This is a genomic window from Kyrpidia spormannii (assembly GCF_002804065.1).
GTDB classification, from domain to species: Bacteria; Bacillota; Bacilli; order Kyrpidiales; family Kyrpidiaceae; genus Kyrpidia; species Kyrpidia spormannii.
The window spans coordinates 3,098,088-3,119,302 of the sequence record NZ_CP024955.1; the positions used below are offsets into that span (position 1 = coordinate 3,098,088).

Genomic DNA, 21,215 nt, shown 5'->3' on the forward strand with positions numbered 1-21,215 from the left:
TTCAGTTCTTTTTCCCCTTCAACCAGAGAAAAGATAGTTTTTTCGCTCGGTGCAAAGAATCACTTTCGGTTCGATCCAGTTTCGTTTCACTACGTATCACATAGAACATCACCTGATTGTTTAGCCAGATCAAGTTCAAGAACCGCCCGCACCATATGGCACGGAATTTGCTTGCTTCAAAAAGCAGTTCCAAATTTCTTATCCAAGAAGAGGGTGCCCGTGATAAAGAACATCACGAATGCATCTGAGTAATTGGAACGTAAGACATCTGGTAAAGGAGGATTTATGGTGCGAAAACGTTGGTTGTCTAAAATTGTTGCCACCCTGTGTATTGGAAGTCTTTTGGCCGGATGCGGAACGGGAGCAACTGCTCAGAAGTCGGTCAAAATCGGGGCAATTTTTCCCCTAACGGGCGGCTCCGCTTACGAAGGTCAAAGTTTCAAAAATGCCATTGAACTCGCTCGGGATGAAATTAACGCAAACGGTGGAGTCAACGGCGTCAAATTAGACATTATTTTCCAAGATGACAAAAGCAAACCGGCTGAAGGGGTGAGTGCGGCGCAAAAACTCATTACCCAAGATAAAGTCGTCGCTCTCTTGGGGGCTTTCAACAGTAGTGTAACTCTCGCTATCGAAGATGTAAGTAAACGTGAAAAGGTTGTCCAGATTACTCCCGGATCCACTGCCGATGCCGTTACTGAACAAGGAAACCCTTACATGTACAGGAACATTCTGCCTAACAAAGTGCAAGGGAAAGCTATCGCCGATTATGCTGTGACCAACCTTGGCCTTCACAAATTCGCAATTCTGGCGGAAAACACTGATTATGGGAGGTCCGGGGCTACGGTCTTCGAAAATGAGGTTAAGGCCAAGGGCGGAAGTGTCATTGTGAAGGAATATTATAATCAGGGAGACACCGACTTTTACGTCCAACTGACAAAATTAAAGAATTCCGGAGCAGAGGGAACGTTCATAGCCGGTCTCATTACTGAAGGTGCCCAAATTGTAAAACAAGCCAGGGATCTCGGCGTCAAAACCCAGTTCCTAGGAATGGGGGGCTTTACAAACAACAAGTTCCATGAATTGGCGGGAGGGGCAGAGGAAGGAATGATTCACAGCAGTTACTTCGAACCCGACGCCTATCAGTATTTCCCTGATTCGAAGTCATTCGTCGAAGCCTACAAAAAGAAGTACGGTGTTGACCCCGACATGTACGCGGCCGGTGGCTATGAAGCTGTCTACATTCTAGCTGCAGCCATGAAGACAGGCGGATTTGACCGAGAAGGCATTCAAAAGGGAATGAAACAAATCAAAGATCTACCTGGTGTTCAAGGACCAACAACCTTTGACGATAAAGGGCAAGCCTCCAAGCATCTGCTCTTTGTCAAATGGTCAGGAGGAAAACGGGTCGTTATCGGCTCGGACGTCGACAACGCCAAGAAATAATTCCCGGTTGGAAAAGGGGGAAGCGGTTTGAACGAGTTCCTTCAACAGACAGTAAACGGTTTAGTTATGGGAAGCTGCTATACACTGATCGCCCTAGGATTAACCCTGATCTTCGGCATGTTGGACATGGTGAATTTTGCCCACGGGGACCTGTATATGGTCGGGGCATTTATCGCTGTCGCCTGCGTTGGTACCTTGGGTGTCCCGTATTACTTGTCCATCCTTGTCGCCATGATTGTGGTGGCGCTGTTGGGGGTGCTTTTGGAACGAATCGCTTTTCGTCCCTTAGAGAAATCCAGTCGTGTCAACCTACTGGTAAGTTCCATCGGGATTTCGATCATTCTCCAAAACGGTGTACAACTGCTGTGGGGACCCGACCCGAGACCTCTTCCGTCTCCTTTAGCCAATACTGTGTTCGGGGCGTTCGGTATTACTCTGAACGCCCAACGGATCTTAGTCGTCGGGGTTGCTCTCGGTTTGATTGTTTTGGTGTACCTGCTCATCCAAAAAACAAATCTTGGAATCGCAATGAGAGCGGTAGCTCTTGATTCGGAAGTTGCAGCTCTGATGGGGGTCAGGTTGAACCGCATTCTTGCCGCAACGTTTGCTTTAGGTGCCGGACTCGCCGCTGTCGCCGGTGTCTTGCTGGGGCCTATGTTCAATGTCTATCCGACAATGGGAGTTTCGGCCACTCTAAAAGCGTTCGTGGTCGTGTTATTGGGAGGCATAGGTAACGTGGCAGGCGCCATTGCGGGCGGGTTTCTATTGGGTTTGATGGAAACCTACACGGCGGGCTATATCTCATCCGAATACAAAGATGTCATGTCCTTTATCCTGATGATCCTTGTCCTGTTGTTTAAGCCGAATGGAATATTTGGAACATATGTTCAGGAAAAGGTGTGATGAGGATGTTGGTCCTGTTGTTGTTGGGAGGCGCTTTGGTTCTCCCGGTCGCGGTCCCAGATGAATATCTCATCCACACACTGATCATGGCCGGGTTCAATATCATGTTGGTTTTGAGTCTTTTTCTGATCTCCGGGTTTGTGGGGCAGATCTCCATGGGACACGCCGCCTTCTTTGGCATAGGAGCTTATGTGTCTGCCCTGGTGTCCCTGCATCATGTCCCGGTCTGGTTGGGTTTCCTCGTTGCAAGCCTGGTCAGCTTGGTGGTCGGCTTGGCAATCGGATATCCGGTTTTGCGGTTAAAGGGCCACTTCTTCGCCATCGCGACGCTTGGCTTTGGAGAAATCGTACGTTTGCTGATCAACAATTGGGTCGATATTACAGGAGGGCCCATGGGCATCACGAACATTCAGGCGCCGGAGGGACTGTTCGGACTCGACCTCTCTAGCAAGCAGACTTATTACTACCTGGTGCTGCTTTTTGTGATCGGCACGATTTACCTGTTGGTTACGCTCCGTGATTCCAAGTTCGGACGGGGTTTTATCGCTATCCGCCTCGATGAAATCACTGCGGGAGCAATGGGGATTAACACCGCTTCATACAAGATTCTCGCATACATGTTGAGCTGTATGGTGGCCGGACTGTCAGGCGCCCTATATGCCCATTACATCCGATTTTTGAGTCCCGAAATGTTCACCCTCAACAAGTCCATTGACGTATTGGTGATGCTGCTGATTGGAGGGGTTAACAGTATTTGGGGATGTGTCGTTAGCGCGCTAGTCATCACCTTGATGAATGAATCATTGCAGTCTTTAGACATTTATCAAATGTTTATGTTTGGGATCCTGATTCTCCTCATTGTTCTGTTTGTGCCGAAAGGACTGGGAGGCCTGTTTCAACGGTATGTAGCGGCAGGAAGGGGGTTGAAACGTGGAACCCATCTTGCGGATTGACAGAGTCAGTCTGTCCTTCGGAGGGGTCAAGGCGGTCAACAAGGTCAGCCTAAATGTGTATCCAGGCCAAATATTGGGATTGATCGGTCCGAACGGTGCAGGAAAGAGCACGTTGTTCAATATCATCACAGGTCTGTATAAGCCGAGTGAAGGGAGAATTTTTTTCAAAGGCCGGGATATCACGGGCGAAAAACCACATAAAATTACGGCACTCGGGATCTCGAGGACGTTCCAAAATATTCGTCTATTGATGGACCGTACAGTGTTTGAAAACATCCTCGTTGCCTTCCATCGGCAATGTCAATACAGTCTGGTTCAAACTTTTTTCATAACACGTACGTTCAAGCAGGCGGAAAGGCAGGTAAAGGAGCGAGCTTTGCAACTCTTGGATTCCTTTGGACTAGCCTCCACAGCGGACACCCTTGTGGAAGAATTACCTCAAGGAATCCAGCGGCGGATTGAGATTGTGCGAGCTGTCGCAACTGGCGCCGACCTCATTTTTCTCGATGAACCCGCTGCCGGGCTCAACGCCATTGAGACGAAAGAACTGATTGAGGTCATCAAGCGGTTGAATCGCGAGGGCAAGACGATCATTCTCATCGAACATGATATGAAACTTGTGAAAGAGGTCTGTGAGGAAATCGCTGTACTCCACTACGGTCAACTGTTGCGATCGGGAACTTTTGATACCATTCGCTCCGATCCATTGGTGATTCAAGCCTACCTCGGGAGGCAGAAGGAGCATGCTTAAAATTAACGAGATTGACGTCTACTACCATAAGACATGTGCACTCCGAGGTCTAACAATAGAGGTTCGGCCCGGCGAAATTGTTACGTTGATCGGGGCCAACGGAGCAGGAAAGTCAACATTGTTGAGAGCCATCTCGGGACTGGAGAAGGTGTCCGCGGGATCCATCGAATTTGAGGGACGAAATATCCTTGAACTTTCCCCGGACCGGATCGTCCGGTTAGGGATTGCCCATGTCCCCGAAGGGCGCAGGATTTTTGGGCGCTTGACCGTGATGGAAAATTTGCGGCTCGGATCATACATCAGACGGGATAAAAAGGCGATTGTTCATGATCTAGAACGGATATTTAGTTTATTTCCCGTCCTTCGCGACCGCAGATCGCAGTACGCCGGGACGCTCAGTGGCGGCGAACAGCAAATGCTGGCTATAGCCCGGGCTTTGTTGGCTAAGCCGAAGCTTTTGTTATTGGACGAACCATCCTTGGGACTCGCACCGGCCGTTGTGGACAGCGTCTTCGATGTCATCACGGAGATTCGGAAGTTGGGAGTTACGATCCTGATGGTCGAGCAAAATGCCAGAATGGCTCTCATGATTGCCGACCGTGGATATGTCCTAGAAACCGGCTCAATTGTTCACCAGGGTACATCCCACGAGCTCTTGACGGATGAACTGATTGCCAAAGCTTACCTCGGATAACGGGTTAAACTTTACCAGTTGTACTCCCATGGGAACGCACGAATCCTATGCGTACAAGACAAGACGGAGGGACTAACCGGGTTATGAGAATTAATGGTGAACGGTTGAAAAAAACGATTACAGACATGGCTCAAATCGGGGCTACGCCGAACGGCGGGGTAACAAGACTGGCCTTGTCCGATGAGGATAAGGACGCGCGGGATCTCCTCAAACGCTGGATGATCGAAACGGGACTGGAAATCCGCATCGACGATTTTGGGAATCTGTACGGAAGGCGGCCCGGAACAGATCCTGAAGCCGGAGCTATTCTGATCGGTTCTCACTTGGACTCGGTGCCGGCAGGCGGACGCTTTGACGGCGTCGTGGGAGTTTTGGCCAGTCTGGAAGTCTTGCGGACATTTAAAGATCTTGGAATTCAGACAAAGAGACCAGTGGAAATGGTTAATTTTACAGGAGAAGAAGGTGCCCGTTTCAGTCCTCCCATGTTGGGGAGTGGCGGTATCACTCAAATGTTTAGCTCATCTTTTATTTATGACCGGGTTGATGCTGATGGAGTTCGGTTTGAAGATGAATTGATCCGTATCGGCTACCGGGGAGAGAGTCCTCATCGGGCAAAGAATGTACAACATTTTGTAGAACTGCACATCGAACAGGGGCCGATCCTCGATACGGAACGTGTTCCCATCGGCGCAGTAGAAGGAATCGTCGGTGTTTCGTGGTTGGAGGTTACAGTTCGCGGGGTTCGCGGACACGCAGGGTCAACCCCGATGGCGATGCGACGCGATGCTTTAATCGCCGCTTCCGTCATGGTATCAGCAATTGCGGAAGTCGCCACACAGGCCGACAAGGACTTGTTATTGACGGTTGGAAAATTTGTGCCCCGTTCATCGGCTCCCAATGTGATTCCCGACGAAGTGACGTTTTCTGTAGATATCCGCCACTATGATTCCCTGATACGAAAACGTGGTGTCCAAGCCGTTAAAGATTTGTTGATGAGCATCGGGAGAGAAAAGGGCGTCGATGTATCGGTGGTCGATCTGTGGAATATGGAGCCCACCGTTTTTTCTAAGAGTCTTGTTGAATTAATATGTGAAGTCTCGAGCTTCCTAGGCTATCCCGTCCGAAAAATCCGAGGCGGAATCGGACATGATGCAAAATACATGAACGAGATATGCCCGTCGGCTATGATTTTCATCCCGTGTGTTGAAGGCAAGAGTCACTGTGAAGATGAGCTGGCATCGTGGGAAGATATTGAAAAAGGTACGAATGTCTTGCTCCACGTTGTATATCGTTTGGCTCAACAATGATTCCACTGAAAGAAAATAAGCCCCGAAAGGTCGAGACCGTCGCCTTCGGGGCCTGTTTGTGTTCCGAACCGCTGATGGACGACCCACAGCAAAGACTAGCGTCCGGATCTCAAGCAGTTTCTCTTTGGGCTCGGGAGCTACAGAGGGCTTCCCTTATTCGCGGATGTCATGAGCGGGAATCAGAGTGACAAGACGTGGTACGGGCCATGGACAGAGCGCATCACGGAACTGTTGTCGCCGGAAGTCTGGAATACCCTGATTGTCGTAGCCGATTCGGCCTTTGTTACCCAGGAGAACCTGAACACCTACGAGAAGCGGTGATTTATTAGCCGCATGCCGGAAACGTATCGTCTGTGTGAGGCGCTCAAGGACCAGGCGTTTGCCGATGAGAGCCGGTGGATCAAGGTCGGTTCGGTGGCTCACTCGGGGAAAGAGGCGGCGAGCTACCGGATTCAGGGGTTCGAAGACGAGTTGTACGGGAGGACCTATCGGTTTGTGGTGGTGGAGTCCTCGGCGCTCGATCAGCGCAAAGCCAGGCGACTGGAGAAACTTGTGGCGGAGGAGGCTCAGGCGATTGAGAAGGCGGTGGCCCAGCAGGAGCGGCTGAGCTACCACTGCGAAGCCGACGCCAAGGTGGCTTTGGAAGATTGGTGGCGGCGTCATAATCGCTGGGGATTTCATCATGTCACCGGCCAGGTGGTGCAGGAAAGGACCGTGAAACGGCGGGTGGGACGCCCGCGAAAACACGATCCTGACTCAGGGAGCGTCGAGGTGGTTCGGTGGCGGGTGAACTTCACGGTGGAACCCGACACGGAGGCCATTAAACAGCGACGGCGGCGGGAGAGGACCTTTGTCCTGATCAGTAACGTCCCACGGACGCGTCGGGCCGACGATGCCGATCTGCTGCGGGATTACAAAGGCCAGATCGAGGTCGAGAACCTGTTTCGGGCCTTGAAGCAGCCCTATTTTGTGCACGGGATCTTCGTCAAGACCCTCAAACGCGTGTTGGCCTTAGCTTACGTCTTCCTGTTGGGGCTGCTGGTGTACGCGATCATTCAACACCGGGTGCGCCAAGGGATGCGGGAGGATCAACAAACGGCACTGGCGATCGCGGGTGCGAAGTTCGCTCTCCGACCACCCGTACATTACTGAAAGAGTTTGACGGGTTAACCCCATGTGATCGAGCGGTCTGCCGGATGGGACGGTCACCCATTAACTTCAAGGACTCACCGAGAAGGGGATCCAGATTCTTCGGTGGATTCGGATCCGGACGGATAACCTCTTGATGGAAGCTTCCTTGCCACCGGCGGAAAGCGGGTAATCGACCTCTCGGCGGGCGGGTTTTCGACATCAAGCGACAACTGAATCCTCCGAGAGGTCCTTGGTTTGTGGATATAACGTCGAACCTTGTCGAAATAGGTAGATAATCAACATCATGTTTCGACATTCTTCGATATGCGAAAAATCGGTTACATCCTCTCGACGGGCGTTTTTCGTCTCCGGTCCACTCCCGGCGACGGCGGCCGCAAGAGCCGCCAGATTCCCGCCGCATTCTCGTCCCGGTCCATCACCGTCCCGCATACGTCACACCGGTACACCCGTTCCCAAAGCGGAAGGATTTCCTTGATCGCCCCGCACCTGGAGCAGGTCTTGGAACTGGGATACATCCTGGGGGCCTGGACGAGACGGGACCCGTACCACTCGCATTTATACTGCAACTGCCGTCTCAACTCCGCCAGCCCCGCGTCGTAGATCGCCCGGGACAATCGCCGGTTCCGCCCCATCCCCGCCACATTCAGGTCTTCCACCACGACGGTGCCGAACGTGGTCGCCAGCCGGTGAGTCAGCTTGTGCATGGCGTCCAAGCGAATTCTCGCCACCCTCGCGTGGGCCCGGTTCAGACGCCGACGGGTATCCTCCCAGTGTCGGCTTCTGCGTTTTCGCCGGGCCAACTCCCGGTTCAACCGCGCGATCTTTCGCAATGCCTTGCGCAAGGGTCGCGGGTTCGGCACCTTCTCCCCCGTGGACAGGACCGCCAGGTGTTTCAGCCCGGCGTCCACTCCCACCACGTCCCGGGGGCGCTTCGGCTGCCCAGCGTCCCGCTCCACTTCGCAGGTGAAACTCACAAACCACCGCCCGACTTCCCGGGAGACGGTCGCCGACAGAATCCGCGCCCGGTCACTTTGCACCCGCTCCAAGAGCGCCGTGGTCATCATGCAGCGAAGGGTCGAGCGCAAAGCGGTACGCCTGAAGCGCCTTCATGATTCCTTCCCATCCTTTTTTGCGGCGGTCAGCAGCCCGCAAAGCCCAATTCCGTGCTCCCGATCGGCCGCAGGGCCGCGCGCAGAACGATGTCAAGACCTCGATCAAGTTGTTGATATACACTGAAAATGGACCCCAGATCGTCAGTGAAAATTGACCCCCACCAGATAGACTGGTACGCTCCTACTAATTTGAGTGGGAGCTGGGGAGAAAGGGTTCATCTCTATCGAGGATTGGACTGCGATTCGAGCACTCCAAGCCCGTGGTGTCAGGATTAAGGCGACTGCCCGGCAACCGGGAATTTCGCGCAACACTGTGCGTCGTGCCTTACGGGGGGAACGATCCACCGAAGTATGTCCGAAAGAAGCCGCCGGCTCGGGCAACAGACACATTCCTGGAGCACCCGTTCATGCCGGTAAATCCTCACACTCCTAATACCTATAAGTATCATGACCAGAAAGTACAGTACTATCACCATCAGATCCAAGGCCACCATGCATTCCCTCCAAACACTTCATGATTATTCAGCGCAGCGTTTAGGACGATTAGGCCCCTTTCCTGCCGGAAGCTACCAGGGATAGAAACTCGAATGCAACCGTTGCGCCAGCAAGTGCCGTCGTCTCTGTAGGGTCAAATGCAGGAAGTACCTCTACAATATCAAACCCAACAAAATCGAGCGGGTAAAGTTTTCGAAGCAATTGTTGAGCTTCAAAAGTTGTAAATCCGCCAATTTCCGGAGTTCCAGTTCCTGGCGCATATGCTGGGTCTAGAAAATCGACATCAAACGAGACAAAGGTTTTGGCCGATCCGGCCCGCTCGATAGCCGTGCGTATTGTTTGCTCAAGGCCGATTTCGCGAACCTTCTCAGCGGTAAGAACCTCAAAACCCAACGAACGCCCCTCTTCGATGTCTGTTGGATCGTATACAGTTCCTCTTATGCCAATTTGGGTAGACCGTAATGGGTCTAGAAGCCCTTCTTCTAGAGCCCTGCGGAATGGGGTACCATGGGTATATTTCTCTTCCCAATACTCATCCCAGGTATCTAGGTGAGCATCGAATTGGATTAAAGCCAAGGGGCCGTGCACTTGAGCTAAAGCACGCAGTTCAGCTAACGCAATACCGTGGTCACCACCCAATGTAATTGGTATAGCCCCCTCGTTGACCCAAGAATGTATTACATCAGTGATGTATCCATAACTTCTCAAAGTGTTTCCAGGAATAACCGGGATATCCCCACCATCCACTATCTTAAGGACATCTGTCGGACGAACTGCATGGTAGGCATGCGCGGGTCTTAGAAGAGAAGATATCCGCCGAACCGCTTCAGGTCCGAAACGCGCTCCAGTTCGGAAAGTAGCCGTTGTATCAAACGGAGCCCCGAGAATTACCACATCTACCCCTTTAGGTTCTGGATCGTAAGGTAGACGCATGAAGGTCCGGACACCTTCAAACCTCGGAAATTTGGTGACATCACTCTTCCAATCCTGAGACATGAGCATTCCCTCCAAGATGTATTCAGTAGGTTCAGTAGTTAAAAGTCGGGATCGAAAGGTTACCGGCCTTCCAATTGGTGTATAAATCATCTAATGTGCAAATCAACACTCCGTCATATTGCTTGATATGCTGAATTAACCGATCTAAGATCGAAATGCGCGAGGCCCGACCGATTATCTCAGGGTGCATGGTCAGAGTGAACGCTCCCCCTTCTGTGTACAAGGCGTCAAACTCCGCCAGCCATAAACGAAGCACTTTCTCAGGTTCTTCGATTACGTAGCCATCAGCTGGCTTCGCGCTATAAGCGAATTGTTCCCAGTCATCCAATAGCCACGTCACAGGTATCTCCAGAATATTCCTATTCGAATCAGGCACTCTAACTTCGTAGGGATAATCCAGGCCCATTAAGCTGGAATCGTAACCGAAGTTATGTTTATCTAGTAGGCTTAACGTTTGAGGCGTGATCTCCCATAGCGGTGCCCGAAAGCCGAGGGGTGTTATACCAGTTATGGATTTGATTTGCATTTTAGATCGTGCTAGGATATCGTCCTCTTGTTCATAGCTAAGTTCATCGGTTCTCTCGTGATAGTAGCCATGACAGCCGATCGCATGCCCGGACTCAGCTATGGTCTTGACTAGATTTGGATCTATTTCAGCTGTATATCCAGGTATGAAGAATGTAGCTTTGATGTTGTAGTTATCCAGGACGCGTAGAATTCTTGGTACGCCTATACGCCGACCAAACGCCGAGGCAGATAACAACGACAGCCGTCTCTGGTTCTCCGGGTTTCCAATCCAACTGGCTTCCGCATCCACATCGAAACAGAACGAAACTGTCGCCTGATAACCTTGAATCCAATCAACACCCACTATTCTAGTCCTCCTGAAATTCTAATTCTGGCGCTTCGACGGGAACTTTGTCTATTTTTCGTTTCCGAGAACCGTACCAGACCCACATCAACCCTGTAACAATCACCAGAGCCCCCATGTACCATGCATTATAGAGGTCGGAAGGCGACGATGGGTTCGCCCCGGCGGTATATCCAATGTCCGCTAGTACAATGATAGACAGCGCCGGAAGAATACTAGAGGTGAAAGCAGTTCCGAGTCTTCTTTCTCTAAACTGAACTACGATAAAAGCCGTTAATGCTGTTAGATATGATAGCACCAGAGTAATTGTAACCACGTCATAGTACCACTGGAGTTCGGCCAAAGGTTTAAGCCACACTAAAACGATGGCATAGGCAGAGACGAGCATCATCGCCACCCAAGGAGCTTTATGCTTATTGGTTCGGTGTAGAACCGGAGGCAAATGCCTATCTCGACTCATCCGATAGGCAGCTCGAGACCCAGATGTCAGCGAGATTTGTAAACCGGCACACGAAGAAGTAATCACCACAAATACAGCAATCCAACTCAACCAGTTAGGTAGATAGGTCTGGGCAACGGCTGCGATCGGGCCTCCGTTTCCGTTTTCCACAATTTTGGCCAATCGCTCAACAGGGACAGCCATCTGCCAACCAATCGCGGCAACACTATAGATTACAAAAGCACTTGTCAGAACGATGATTAACGAGCGTTGAACGGTACGAACAGGAACCTTGGCCTCCTCAATTAGGTTAATTGCGGAATCGAAATTCGCTAACATCCATAGGCCAAACAAGACTCCACTCGCTAATGCCGCCCAGCCGCCGGCCCCGGTTACTGAATATAAATCGTGAAATGATACATTGACGTGTGGTCGACTAATACCGAGGATCCCCAGGCCTACCACAACGGCAACTTCAAACACCAAGAACGTACCAGCGGCGCGCGCCGTCATTTCTATGCCCCGCAGACACACTCCTAGAAACACGATGACGAGAATCGTCCCTATGATTTTAGCTTGAAGAACGCCTTGCAAAGCAGGAACCAACGCCTGTATATATTCAGCACCAATGACAGCCGTCATAGGTGTTACCGTGGCACACATAACGACATACGCCCAACCGAGAACAGTCCCGATTTTTGGGTGAAGAAATTTCGTCGCGAACGCAAATATCCCTCCAGCACTTGGAGCTTTTCGAGTTAGATAGACCAGGGATAATGCTAGCACCAGCATTGGGAAAATATATGCAACTAGAATTGCGAGTGGGGAGCCGGTGCCATTGATTGCATACAGTAATGACATGGAAGAGGCCGCAACCCATGCTGGAGCATTAAATCCAAGTGCAGCCAAAGACACTCCCGTTGTCCCGAGTTTATCTTTCTGCAATGTGGTGGGTAGCTCCTTGATTTCGCCGTGTTTATCATATCCGATAAAATCCGAGAACCTCATCTATCACACACCTCTCTTCCCTGAAGCAATCTGCAGATTTCAAGTAAGTAGGATGCTTATGTTAAAGACTGATCGGCTTGATCTGCACGACATAGTTAACCGTACATCACGCCTCCGCCATTGACGCCAACAACCTGCCCAGTCATAAAACTTGAATCATCAGATGCAAGGAACGCAACGACGTTCGCAATTTCTTCTGGTCGTCCCAAACGCTTAAGCGGGTATCTAGCGGACTCTTCAGCGACATATTCCGGTCCAAGGCGCTCAACCAGTGGTGTCAGGGTCCCTCCAGGCGCCACAGCGTTGACAAGGATACCGTAAGGAGCTAGTTCACGAGCCAAACTTTTTGTCAAGGCTATCACACCGCCTTTTGCAGCTGAATAATGAGCCAGTCGCTCACATCCCAATTGCCCCAAGTCTGATGCTATGTTGACAATGCGTCCCGCTCTCTGTTTCATCATCAACTTTACAGCTGCTCGGGCACAATAAAACGCGCCATACAGATGAACTTTAACCATTTTATCCCACTCATCGTCCGACAGTTCAGTAAACACACTTTCTTTGAGGAACCCAGCATTGTTCACTAGAATGTCAAGGCGTTCAATACCCACAAACAGCTTGTTAACTTCTCCTGAACTGGACACGTCTCCGAGTTTCACTAGGCATTGGACGCCATGTCGCTCAACCCGTTCTTTCACTTGATAAACTGATGCCTGAGACGGTAGATCATTGAGAATCACATTGGCACCCTTTTCTGCAAACGTCAGTGCCACAGACTTTCCGATCCCACTCCCGGCACCGGTAATCATGACCCATTTGTTCTGGAACGTCGCCACAATAACCACCCCTTTCTATACCGACTATGCAAGAGATATAACGTTGTTGTTGAGCCTGAACGAATCAAAAAGCATGCTCCTTTAGCCACGCTGCATAGGTCTCAATACCGGTTCGCAAATCATACTTTGGGCTATAGCCTAGTATGGACTTTGCCTTGGTGATATCGAATTCGCCGTTCTGATCCAGATAATCGATTGTACCCGGTCCAATGTCGATATCAGCTTCTGGAAACAGTCGCTTGACTTCCTGTACCACTTCCCCAAAGCTGACTTGGAAGCCGGCAGTAATATTGAACGCTTCAGATCCCACACTATCAATAGTGGCTGCAAGAATGGCTGCCTCGGCAACATCTTCCACATGGACATAGTGGAACCGGTAATCACGGCCGCTTGGTTCATGTGTTGGAACCCCATCTATGGCATTGCGCAACAATGTCTTCAAATAGCATTGCATAAATTGCCCTGGTCCGTAGACCCATCCCGGTCGAAGCGACGGGATCTCCATACCATACAACTGTGAATACACGCGCCCAAGATGTTCTGTAAACATCTTGGTGACACCATAGGGCGTAGTCGGCTCTAATGGAGCCATCTCGGATACCTTTCCAACCTCTCTGTTATGACCATAGACACACTCGGAACTGAAGTTTACCACACGTTTGATGCCACAAATCCGTGCTGCTTCAAAAACAGATGCGGTTCCTAAGGCATTCGTGACGACTGTTTGATACGGAACTTCGCGCGATACAACGGGGTGGCTGATAGCAGCCGTATGAATGACCGAAACAACGTTCTCCTCCCGACAAATCTCTATCAGACGGCCTACGTCGTTGATATCTGCTTGGTAATATCGAAACAAAGGCGTAGATATATCCTGATCAATAAACCTTCTGTCGACACTGATCACTTTTTTACCGTAGTCTCGCAACATCCGAACAACTGTCTGTCCGATAAAGCCAAACCCGCCTGTAACTAAAATCGCCATCTGACCGCCCCTTTCGGTGAGTCAATTACGAGGCTTGGCACTTAATTGCCCGTATTTATGATACTTTATATCACAAACAAAATCAATCATTCTACACATAACGTCTTTATGTTACTTTATATGACACACATATTCCTCGATAAGATCGTGGGGGCTTCACCCCTCCCTCGCCTCCTCCAGCGCCTCACCCAGCACCGTGGCGATCAACCTCACCTCCTCGTCGGTCACCACGAAGGGCGGCGCGATGGTGAGAACGTTGTTAAACTGGGGAACCGTGTCGCTGTTCTTGCCGATGATCACGCCCCGGCGCTTGCAGCCGGCGATAACCTTGCCGACAAAGTCCGAGGGCGCCGGCTCTTTGGTCGCTTTATCGGCCACCAGCTCAATGCCCGCCATGAAACCGAAGAACCGCAGGTCGCCGACGTTCGGGTGCGCCGCCAAGGGTTCGAGCGCCTCCCGCAGCCTCTCGCCCAACTCCTCCGCCCGTTTGACATATCCCTGCTCATCCATCAGTTCCAACGTTCGTACAGCCAAGGCGCAGGCGGTGGCGTTGCCGCCGAAGGTGTTCACATGGCGGAAATGGGCATAGGGCTCATCCTCCTTAAACGCCTCGAAGAGCTCCTCCCGCACCGCCGTGGCCGAAAGGGGCAGATATGCGCTGGTGATGCCTTTCGCCATGGTGACGATGTCCGGCTGCACCCCGTAGTTCTGGTGGCCGAACCGCCGCCCGGACCGGCCGAATCCACAGATCACCTCGTCGATAATGAGCAAAACCCCGTACTTGTCACAAATCTCCCGCACCCGGCCGAGATACTCGGGCGGCGGCGCGATGACCCCACCCCCGGTGATGGTCGGTTCCATGATCACCGCGGCCACTGTTTTCGGCTCCTCCCAGTTGATCACCTGCTCGATGGCGGACGCGCACTCAATTCCGCAGGACCCGTGGGTCTGCCCAAAGGGACACCGGTAACAATACGGCGGCGGAACGTGCACGAACCCCGGAGCCAAAGGCTCATAACGATATTTGCGCTGCGCCTGGCCCGTGGCCGCCAGGGCCCCCGCCGAATTCCCATGGTACGCCCGGTATCGGGAGAGGATTTTCCACCGGGTGGGCTCCCCCCGCTGGGCGTGATACTGCCTGGCGATTTTAAAAGCCACCTCATTGGCTTCAGACCCGCTGTTCGAGTAAAATACCCGATAATCCCCGCCCAACCACTCGTTTAATTTTTCACTCAACCGAATGGCCGGCAAGTGACTCTGGGTCAATGGAAAATACGGCATCTCTAGAAGCTGCTGATAGGCCGCTTCGGCCAACGCCTTCTGGGAATACCCGAGGTTGACGCACCACAGCCCGGACATGGCATCGAGATACCGATTCCCCTCCAGATCCTCCACCCATGCCCCGTCTCCTTTGACCACCACCATCGGATCCCGGCTGGCCACATAAGGCTGAATATGATGCCACACATACCGCCGATCTTTCTCGATCCACTCCCGGGTCTCCCTTCCTTCGGGAAGGTTCGGACGTCCCGACGTCTCCCTCAGGGTTTCTTGTTCCAACATTCCCACTCCTTCTTCCCGGCGTCATCCGTCCCGGGTGTTATGCACAGCTCATCCACATATCCACATTTCGGCTGTGGACAACTGCCCTCATCTTGTGGACAACCCGCACCCTTATCCACATATTCTCCACAGTAGGCGCCGTCACCGCCCGCTGGACGGACGGCACACTACACCGCCACAGCGCCTTCCAGCACCCTTCGGGGGTCCGTCCAGGGAAATCCAAAAGCTTCCGCCACGCCCCGACAGGTCACCCGTCCCCGGGCCACGTTCACTCCGCAAAGGAGCGGCCGATCGCCTAGGGCCGCCTTCACCCCGCCTCTGGCCAGCTTTAACACATAAGGCAACGTCGCCCCCGTCAGGGCAAAGGTCGACGTCCGGGGCACCGCCCCGGGCATGTTGGCCACCGCATAGTGCACCACCCCGTGCACCGAATACACCGGATCATCATGGGTGGTCACCCGGTCCGCCGTCTCCACACAACCTCCCTGGTCCACCGCCACGTCGACGATCACCGCCCCCGGGCGCATCTGGGCCACCATCTCCCGGGTGACCAATTTTGGCGCCCGGGCTCCGGGGATAAGAACCGCCCCGATCACCAGATCCGCCGTCCTGACCGCCTCGGCCAGGGCATAGGCGCTGGACATCACCGTCTTCACCCGGCCCCCGAACAGATCATCCAGAGCCCGAAGCCGACCGCCGTCAATGTCAAAAATCGTCACATCCGCCCCCAGCCCCGCCGCCATCTTCGCCGCCTGGGTGCCTACAGTTCCCCCTCCCACAACCACCACCCGGGCCGGCAACACTCCCGGCACGCCGCCGAGCAGCACCCCGGCACCGCCGTTTGGCTTCTCCAAAAACCTCGCCCCGACCTGGACCGCCATCCGTCCAGCCACCTCGCTCATGGGAGCGAGCAGGGGCAATCCGCCGCCATCCACCTGGATCGTTTCGTAGGCCACCGCCGTCATGCCCGCATCCCGCAGCGCTTCGGTCAGCTCCCGGTCGGCGGCCAGGTGCAGATAGGTAAACAGAATCAGATTTTCTCGAAAATACCGGTATTCTTCGGGCCGCGGCTCTTTGACCTTGACCACCAGATCGGCGGCCCACGCTTCTTCCGCCGTGCCCAGGCGGCCACCGGCCCGCACGTATTCCGCATCGTCAATGCCGCTGCCGACCCCGGCCCCGGATTCCACCACCACCTCGTGCCCGGCGTCCACCAGATCCCGTACCCCCGCCGGCGTCAGCCCCACCCGAAACTCCCGTTCCTTGATCTCCTTCGGCACCCCTACCCGCATCACCGACCGCCTCCGAACCAGCGGGAAGTCACCATTTTCTTCCTTGTGTAAAATTCCACCCCATCCCGCCCCGTGGCGTGCAGATCGCCATAAAACGAATTTTTCCAGCCGCTGAAAGGGAAGAAGGCCATCGGCACGGGCACCCCGACGTTGACGCCGAGCATCCCCGCTTGCACCGTCTCCCGGAACATCCGGGCCGCCGCGCCGCTCTCGGTGTAGATCACCGCCGAGTTCCCGAACCGGGACCGATTCACCACCCCGATCGCCTCTTCCAAGCTGTCCGCGCGAATGACGCTCAGCACCGGGGCGAACAATTCTTCCCGAGCCACCGTCATCTCCGGATTCACCCGGTCCAGAATCGTCGGCCCAAGGAAGAACCCCTGGGGCAGCCGCTCCATGGCGTCCCGGCCGTCCCGGGCCATGACCGCCCCTTCCGCCAGCCCCTGATGAATTCGCTCCACCACCCGGGCCCGGTGTTCGACGCGAATCAAGGGCCCCAGCTCCACCCCCTCCTCCAGGCCGTTGCCGATCCGCATCCTGTCCCCGGCTTCCACCAAGGCCTCCACCAAGGGATCACCCACCGATCCCACCGCCACCACCACACTACAGGCCATACAGCGCTGACCCGCCGACCCGAAACCAGAGTTCCGGATGGCGTGCACCGCCCCTTCGAGATTCGCGTCCGGCATCACGATGTGGTGATTTTTCGCCCCGGCCAAAGCCTGTACCCGTTTCCCCGCGGCCGCAGCCGTCCGGTACACGTGCTCGGCTACAGGCTGGGAGCCAACAAAAGAAACGGCATCCACCCCGGGGTGCGTCAGGAGGGCGTCCACCACCTCTTTGCCCCCGTGAACCAGATTGAGCACCCCTTCGGGAATCCCGGCTTCCATGGCCAACTCCACCAATCGCATGGAAGTCAAGGGGGTCCGCTCCGAAGGTTTCAACACGAAGGCATTCCCCGCCGCCAGGGCGATGGGCATCATCCACATGGGCACCATCATGGGAAAATTAAAGGGCACGATGCCCGCCACGACACCCACGGGGTAGCGGACCATCTCCATGTCGATCCCCCGGGACACCTGGGGACTTACGTACCCTTGCATGAGGGTGGGCATCCCGGCCGCGAATTCCACCACTTCAATGCCGCGCCACACCTCGCCCCGGGCGTCGCCCAGGGTCTTGCCGTTTTCGGTGGTCACCAGGCGGGCCAGCTCCTCCAGCCGCTGGACCAAAAGCTCCCGCCACCGGAACATCACCCGGGCCCGCTCCACCACAGGTACTTCCCGCCAGGATTCAAACGCCTCCCGGGCGGCCCGAACCGCCCTGTCCACATCCGCAGCTGTGGACAGGGGCACCTCTGCCAAAAGCTCCCCGGTGGCCGGATTGGGCACCGGCAAGACTTGATCAGTTTGAGATGCCTGCCACATCCCGCCAATAAAATTTTTGAGCCGCATCTCCTGAACCGTCGTTCCCACGCCTCTCACCTCTTTGCCGATCCTCTGGAATCAGCGTATCAGAATGGCGCGATCTTTTCGTCAGACAAAGTGTATGAGAATTGAGCCTCTTCATTGGACACTTCGGTGACTTCCAAGCGCTGGCCCCGCGCTACGAGACGGTATTTGACCATTGACATGAGAATGGAAGAAGCGTTTCCTTATTTCTAGAACGGAAGGAGGAAACCCGGCGTTGGAAGGGGAAGAACCCGTTAGTTTGCAACGGATGGCGACTTTGATCTGGGAGTTGCAGCGGACCATCCAGGACGCAAAAAGGGACATTCATCATCGATTTGATCATTTAGAGGAACGACTGGATCACATCCAGATGCAACTGCACACTTTGCAACAGGAACAGGAGCGTTATAACGGGCGGCAGCGATCGGTGGAACAGACCGTGGAAACCTCCCGCAGACTCGGGGAACAGACCCTCGGCCGTTTTGGAGATTTAGAAAAAGAAATGGATCGGGTGATCCGGCGGGCGGGGGCGGAAGCGGATCGCCGCCTCGACCGCATCGAGGCCACCCAGCGGGAAATTCTCCGGGAACTGGAACAAACCTACGGTGATCTTCGCACATTCAGACGGGAGTGGCGGGCGAATTCCGGAGGAAGACATCCCGGTCGCCAAGAAAAAGGTGTTCCCCTCGCCGATGGCCAACCCGGCCTGGCAGGCGGCGCAAACCACCCACTGCCCCCGGAACAACCGCTGGGCCGCGGTACACAGACGATGTCCCCGGAAGGGCGGGTGGACAACCGGAAGGAAGACCGCTAACGCTTCCAGGGAGAGATCGGGAGCCGACCCAAGCGGCCCAGCTCTGAGAATCGAGTAGGAGGGGGCGGCTAGCCCCCGTCCTCTCACACTGCCGAACATGCAGGTCCGCATCCGGCGATTCACCAATTTTGACAAAGCCTTCGGTAACGTTCGGTTAAACCCATCAAACCTTGGGCCTGCCAGTAGGCGTTGCCGAGGGCCGCTACCGGCTATACAACATTCATCAGCCGCGAATCGCCCGAAGGCGTTTTTGCAAAGCGTCGATACACGCCTTCCCGGCATCCCTGCATCCGAGGGTATGGCTCGGATCCCCGTAAAACCCGTGATCATCCGAGCCTCCCGTGATGACGAGGTCGAATCTCCGGGCGAGCTCCTTCGCCCGCCGCTCTTCCTCCGGTCCGTGCAAGGGATGATAAACTTCGATCCCCGCCAGGCCGGCCTCAACCCATTCCTCCACCGCGGCAAAATTGTCAAACTGCCCCGGGTGGGCCAGAACGGGAACCCCGCCCGCCGCCCGAATCGCCGCAATGGCCTCCCGGGCGTCGAGATACACAACCGGCGTATATGCAATCCCCGCCTGACCGTTCTCTCCCCGGGAAAACAACCGCTTATAAAGCGGACCGTAGATCGACTCCGCATAACCGCGGTCGATCAGGGCGTGCATGATGTGCTGCTTGTACACGCCGGTCCCCCCTCGGGCATACCGCTGCACCTCTTCCCACGTGATTTCATACCCCGCCCGCTGCAGTTTGCCGACCATCTCAAAAGAGGCCCGATGTCGGCGCTCCCGCATGGGGCGACAAAAGGCTTCCAGGGCCGGGTGTCCCGGCTCGACGTACAGGCCCAAAAGATGCGCCCGCCTGCCCCTGGCGAAATCATACGCAGAAATCTCGATTCCCGGCACGATGTTGACGCCCTGCGCTCTTCCGATTTCGATCGCCCGGTGCAGGCCCGCAGTGGTGTCATGATCGGTGATCGCCAGATGGTCGACACCGACTTCCCTGGCCCGGGCGATCACCTCTTCGATGGACCGAGAACTGTCGGACATCCGGGTATGGCAGTGCAAATCCACGATGCCCATGGACTGATCTCCCTCCTCTATGCATAATCGGCCCGGTAGACCACGGATCCCCCGACGATGGTCCGCCGCACCACCGGATGATTCCCGGCAGGCTCCACGAGAATGAGGTCGGCCCGTTTTCCGACTTCGATGGAACCCGGGTGCGCACAGACCGACGATCCGCCCGTTCGACACGTGCACGTTTTGGGTCGTCGGGTCTGGTTGTGTCCGGCCTCGACGACCCGGTCCACCAACACCACGGCACCGCCTTCCATCCACAAATTCGTCCTGCTCACCCCCGTCCGACTCGATTATGGCCGACGGCCAACCCCCACCGCCGAATCCGATGAGAGTCAAACAACCTGTGTCAGGCGGGGATGTCGCCGGCGATCACCCCGTCGTTCATCCGGATCTCCCGATCCACCACTTGTTCCATAAAATCGAGATCGTGAAAAATCCCGATCATGCTGGTGCCCGCCCGTTTGAACTCCCCGAGCAAATCGCGAACAATCCGCTTCGAAGATTCGTCCAGGGACGCAGTCGGTTCATCCAGGAGAAACAGCCGAGGACGTTTCACCATTTCCTTGGCCAGATTCAGCCGGAGCTTCTCCCCGCCGCTGAAGGTGTGGGGATACGTATCCCACAGTTTCTCGGGCAATTGAAAACGCCGCAGGATCTCCCGGGCCTCCCGTTCCGCCGCATCCCGGGAGACGCCGGCCTCCAGGGCCTTCCCCACGACCACCTCCATGGCCGTCAACCTGGGCAGCACATTCAAGAATTGCGAGGCATAGCCGATCTCCCGGCGGCGCAGGGCGATCACCTGTTGCTCGGTCGCCTGGGCCAGATCAATGGCGCCATAACGTTCCGAGCAATACACCATGGTCCCCCGGGTGGGTAGATAGGTGCGAAAAATGCACTTGAGCAAACTGGATTTTCCCGATCCGCTCTTCCCGGTGATGCCGAGGAATTCCCCTTCCTCAAGGGAAAAATGCACTCCACCCACGCCGACGATGGTCTTCCCGGTATGATGGATCCGAAAGATCTTGTGGAGCCCCTTCACGTCGAGAATCACAGCCATTTTTCCATC

At 54.5% G+C, this 21,215-nt stretch carries 19 protein-coding genes and 1 pseudogene; 8 read left to right on the forward strand and 12 right to left on the reverse strand.

The features are described from left to right. Positions 1-288: 288 nt before the first annotated feature. The 7 genes and pseudogenes from CVV65_RS15210 to CVV65_RS15240 form a co-directional block, all read left to right on the forward strand. Positions 289-1,446 (forward strand): ABC transporter substrate-binding protein, encoded by a 1,158-nt coding sequence (locus tag CVV65_RS15210; protein WP_157935554.1) that lies wholly within the window; start codon positions 289-291, stop codon positions 1,444-1,446. A 27-nt stretch (positions 1,447-1,473) separates the two neighbouring features. Further along, complete coding sequence (locus CVV65_RS15215) at positions 1,474-2,349, forward strand: branched-chain amino acid ABC transporter permease (protein ID WP_100668857.1); 876 nt, start codon at positions 1,474-1,476, stop codon at positions 2,347-2,349. Further along, positions 2,349-3,302, forward strand: a complete 954-nt coding sequence (locus tag CVV65_RS15220; RefSeq protein ID WP_100668858.1) for a branched-chain amino acid ABC transporter permease — start codon at positions 2,349-2,351, stop codon at positions 3,300-3,302. Before CVV65_RS15215 ends, CVV65_RS15220 begins: the two co-directional genes overlap by 1 nt. Continuing rightward, positions 3,280-4,053 (forward strand): ABC transporter ATP-binding protein, encoded by a 774-nt coding sequence (locus CVV65_RS15225; protein ID WP_100668859.1) that lies wholly within the window; start codon positions 3,280-3,282, stop codon positions 4,051-4,053. The genes CVV65_RS15220 and CVV65_RS15225 overlap by 23 nt, the downstream gene beginning before the upstream one ends. Continuing rightward, a complete protein-coding gene (locus tag CVV65_RS15230) occupies positions 4,046-4,747 on the forward strand; it encodes an ABC transporter ATP-binding protein (RefSeq protein WP_100668860.1) in 702 nt (233 codons plus the stop codon). Before CVV65_RS15225 ends, CVV65_RS15230 begins: the two co-directional genes overlap by 8 nt. An 83-nt stretch (positions 4,748-4,830) precedes the next feature. Then, positions 4,831-6,054 (forward strand): Zn-dependent hydrolase, encoded by a 1,224-nt coding sequence (locus CVV65_RS15235; protein ID WP_100668861.1) that lies wholly within the window; start codon positions 4,831-4,833, stop codon positions 6,052-6,054. A 99-nt stretch (positions 6,055-6,153) separates the two neighbouring features. Beyond that, positions 6,154-7,375: pseudogene (locus CVV65_RS15240) on the forward strand (IS1634 family transposase); the annotation flags it as partial. Between the two features lie 148 nt (positions 7,376-7,523). Here the strand turns inward: CVV65_RS15240 and CVV65_RS15250 are convergent. The 9 genes from CVV65_RS15250 to CVV65_RS15290 all read right to left on the reverse strand — a co-directional run bounded on the left by CVV65_RS15250 (position 7,524) and on the right by CVV65_RS15290 (position 18,278). Continuing rightward, the gene (locus CVV65_RS15250; RefSeq protein WP_198592061.1) at positions 7,524-8,291 is read right to left on the reverse strand and encodes an RNA-guided endonuclease InsQ/TnpB family protein; all 768 of its coding nucleotides are present in this window, start codon (positions 8,289-8,291) and stop codon (positions 7,524-7,526) included. A 570-nt stretch (positions 8,292-8,861) separates the two neighbouring features. After that, positions 8,862-9,809 carry an agmatinase gene (speB, locus tag CVV65_RS15255; RefSeq protein ID WP_100668863.1) on the reverse strand — a complete coding sequence of 316 codons (948 nt, stop codon included), beginning with the start codon at positions 9,807-9,809 and terminating at the stop codon, positions 8,862-8,864. A gap of 31 nt (positions 9,810-9,840) precedes the next feature. Next, complete coding sequence (locus CVV65_RS15260; RefSeq protein WP_198592062.1) at positions 9,841-10,680, reverse strand: polysaccharide deacetylase family protein; 840 nt, start codon at positions 10,678-10,680, stop codon at positions 9,841-9,843. Positions 10,681-10,684: 4 nt separating this feature from the next. Further along, complete coding sequence (locus CVV65_RS15265) at positions 10,685-12,127, reverse strand: APC family permease (protein ID WP_100668865.1); 1,443 nt, start codon at positions 12,125-12,127, stop codon at positions 10,685-10,687. 95 nt (positions 12,128-12,222) lie between these two features. Further along, entirely contained in the window at positions 12,223-12,963 is a 741-nt protein-coding gene (locus CVV65_RS15270) for an SDR family NAD(P)-dependent oxidoreductase (protein ID WP_232796651.1), read from the reverse strand. A gap of 64 nt (positions 12,964-13,027) precedes the next feature. Beyond that, entirely contained in the window at positions 13,028-13,948 is a 921-nt protein-coding gene (locus CVV65_RS15275) for an NAD-dependent epimerase/dehydratase family protein (RefSeq protein ID WP_100668866.1), read from the reverse strand. Positions 13,949-14,104: 156 nt separating this feature from the next. Next, the gene (locus tag CVV65_RS15280) at positions 14,105-15,511 is read right to left on the reverse strand and encodes an aspartate aminotransferase family protein (RefSeq protein WP_100668867.1); all 1,407 of its coding nucleotides are present in this window, start codon (positions 15,509-15,511) and stop codon (positions 14,105-14,107) included. Between the two features lie 167 nt (positions 15,512-15,678). Further along, positions 15,679-16,803: an alanine dehydrogenase gene (gene ald, locus CVV65_RS15285; protein WP_100668868.1), complete on the reverse strand. Its 1,125-nt coding sequence runs from the start codon at positions 16,801-16,803 to the stop codon at positions 15,679-15,681. Further along, entirely contained in the window at positions 16,803-18,278 is a 1,476-nt protein-coding gene (locus CVV65_RS15290) for a CoA-acylating methylmalonate-semialdehyde dehydrogenase (protein ID WP_407928363.1), read from the reverse strand. Before CVV65_RS15290 ends, ald begins: the two co-directional genes overlap by 1 nt. Before the next feature lie 211 nt (positions 18,279-18,489). Between CVV65_RS15290 and CVV65_RS15295 the strand changes: the two genes are divergently transcribed. After that, positions 18,490-19,068: a hypothetical protein gene (locus CVV65_RS15295; RefSeq protein WP_100668869.1), complete on the forward strand. Its 579-nt coding sequence runs from the start codon at positions 18,490-18,492 to the stop codon at positions 19,066-19,068. Positions 19,069-19,291: 223 nt separating this feature from the next. On the opposite strand, the gene CVV65_RS15305 is transcribed toward CVV65_RS15295, so the two are convergent. The 3 genes from CVV65_RS15305 to CVV65_RS15315 form a co-directional block, all read right to left on the reverse strand. Continuing rightward, positions 19,292-20,149: a PHP domain-containing protein gene (locus tag CVV65_RS15305; RefSeq protein ID WP_100668870.1), complete on the reverse strand. Its 858-nt coding sequence runs from the start codon at positions 20,147-20,149 to the stop codon at positions 19,292-19,294. Positions 20,150-20,166: 17 nt separating this feature from the next. Next, a complete protein-coding gene (locus CVV65_RS15310; RefSeq protein WP_133121331.1) occupies positions 20,167-20,424 on the reverse strand; it encodes a hypothetical protein in 258 nt (85 codons plus the stop codon). A gap of 71 nt (positions 20,425-20,495) precedes the next feature. Further along, positions 20,496-21,206 carry a phosphonate C-P lyase system protein PhnL gene (locus CVV65_RS15315; RefSeq protein ID WP_100668872.1) on the reverse strand — a complete coding sequence of 237 codons (711 nt, stop codon included), beginning with the start codon at positions 21,204-21,206 and terminating at the stop codon, positions 20,496-20,498. Positions 21,207-21,215 lie beyond the last annotated feature (9 nt).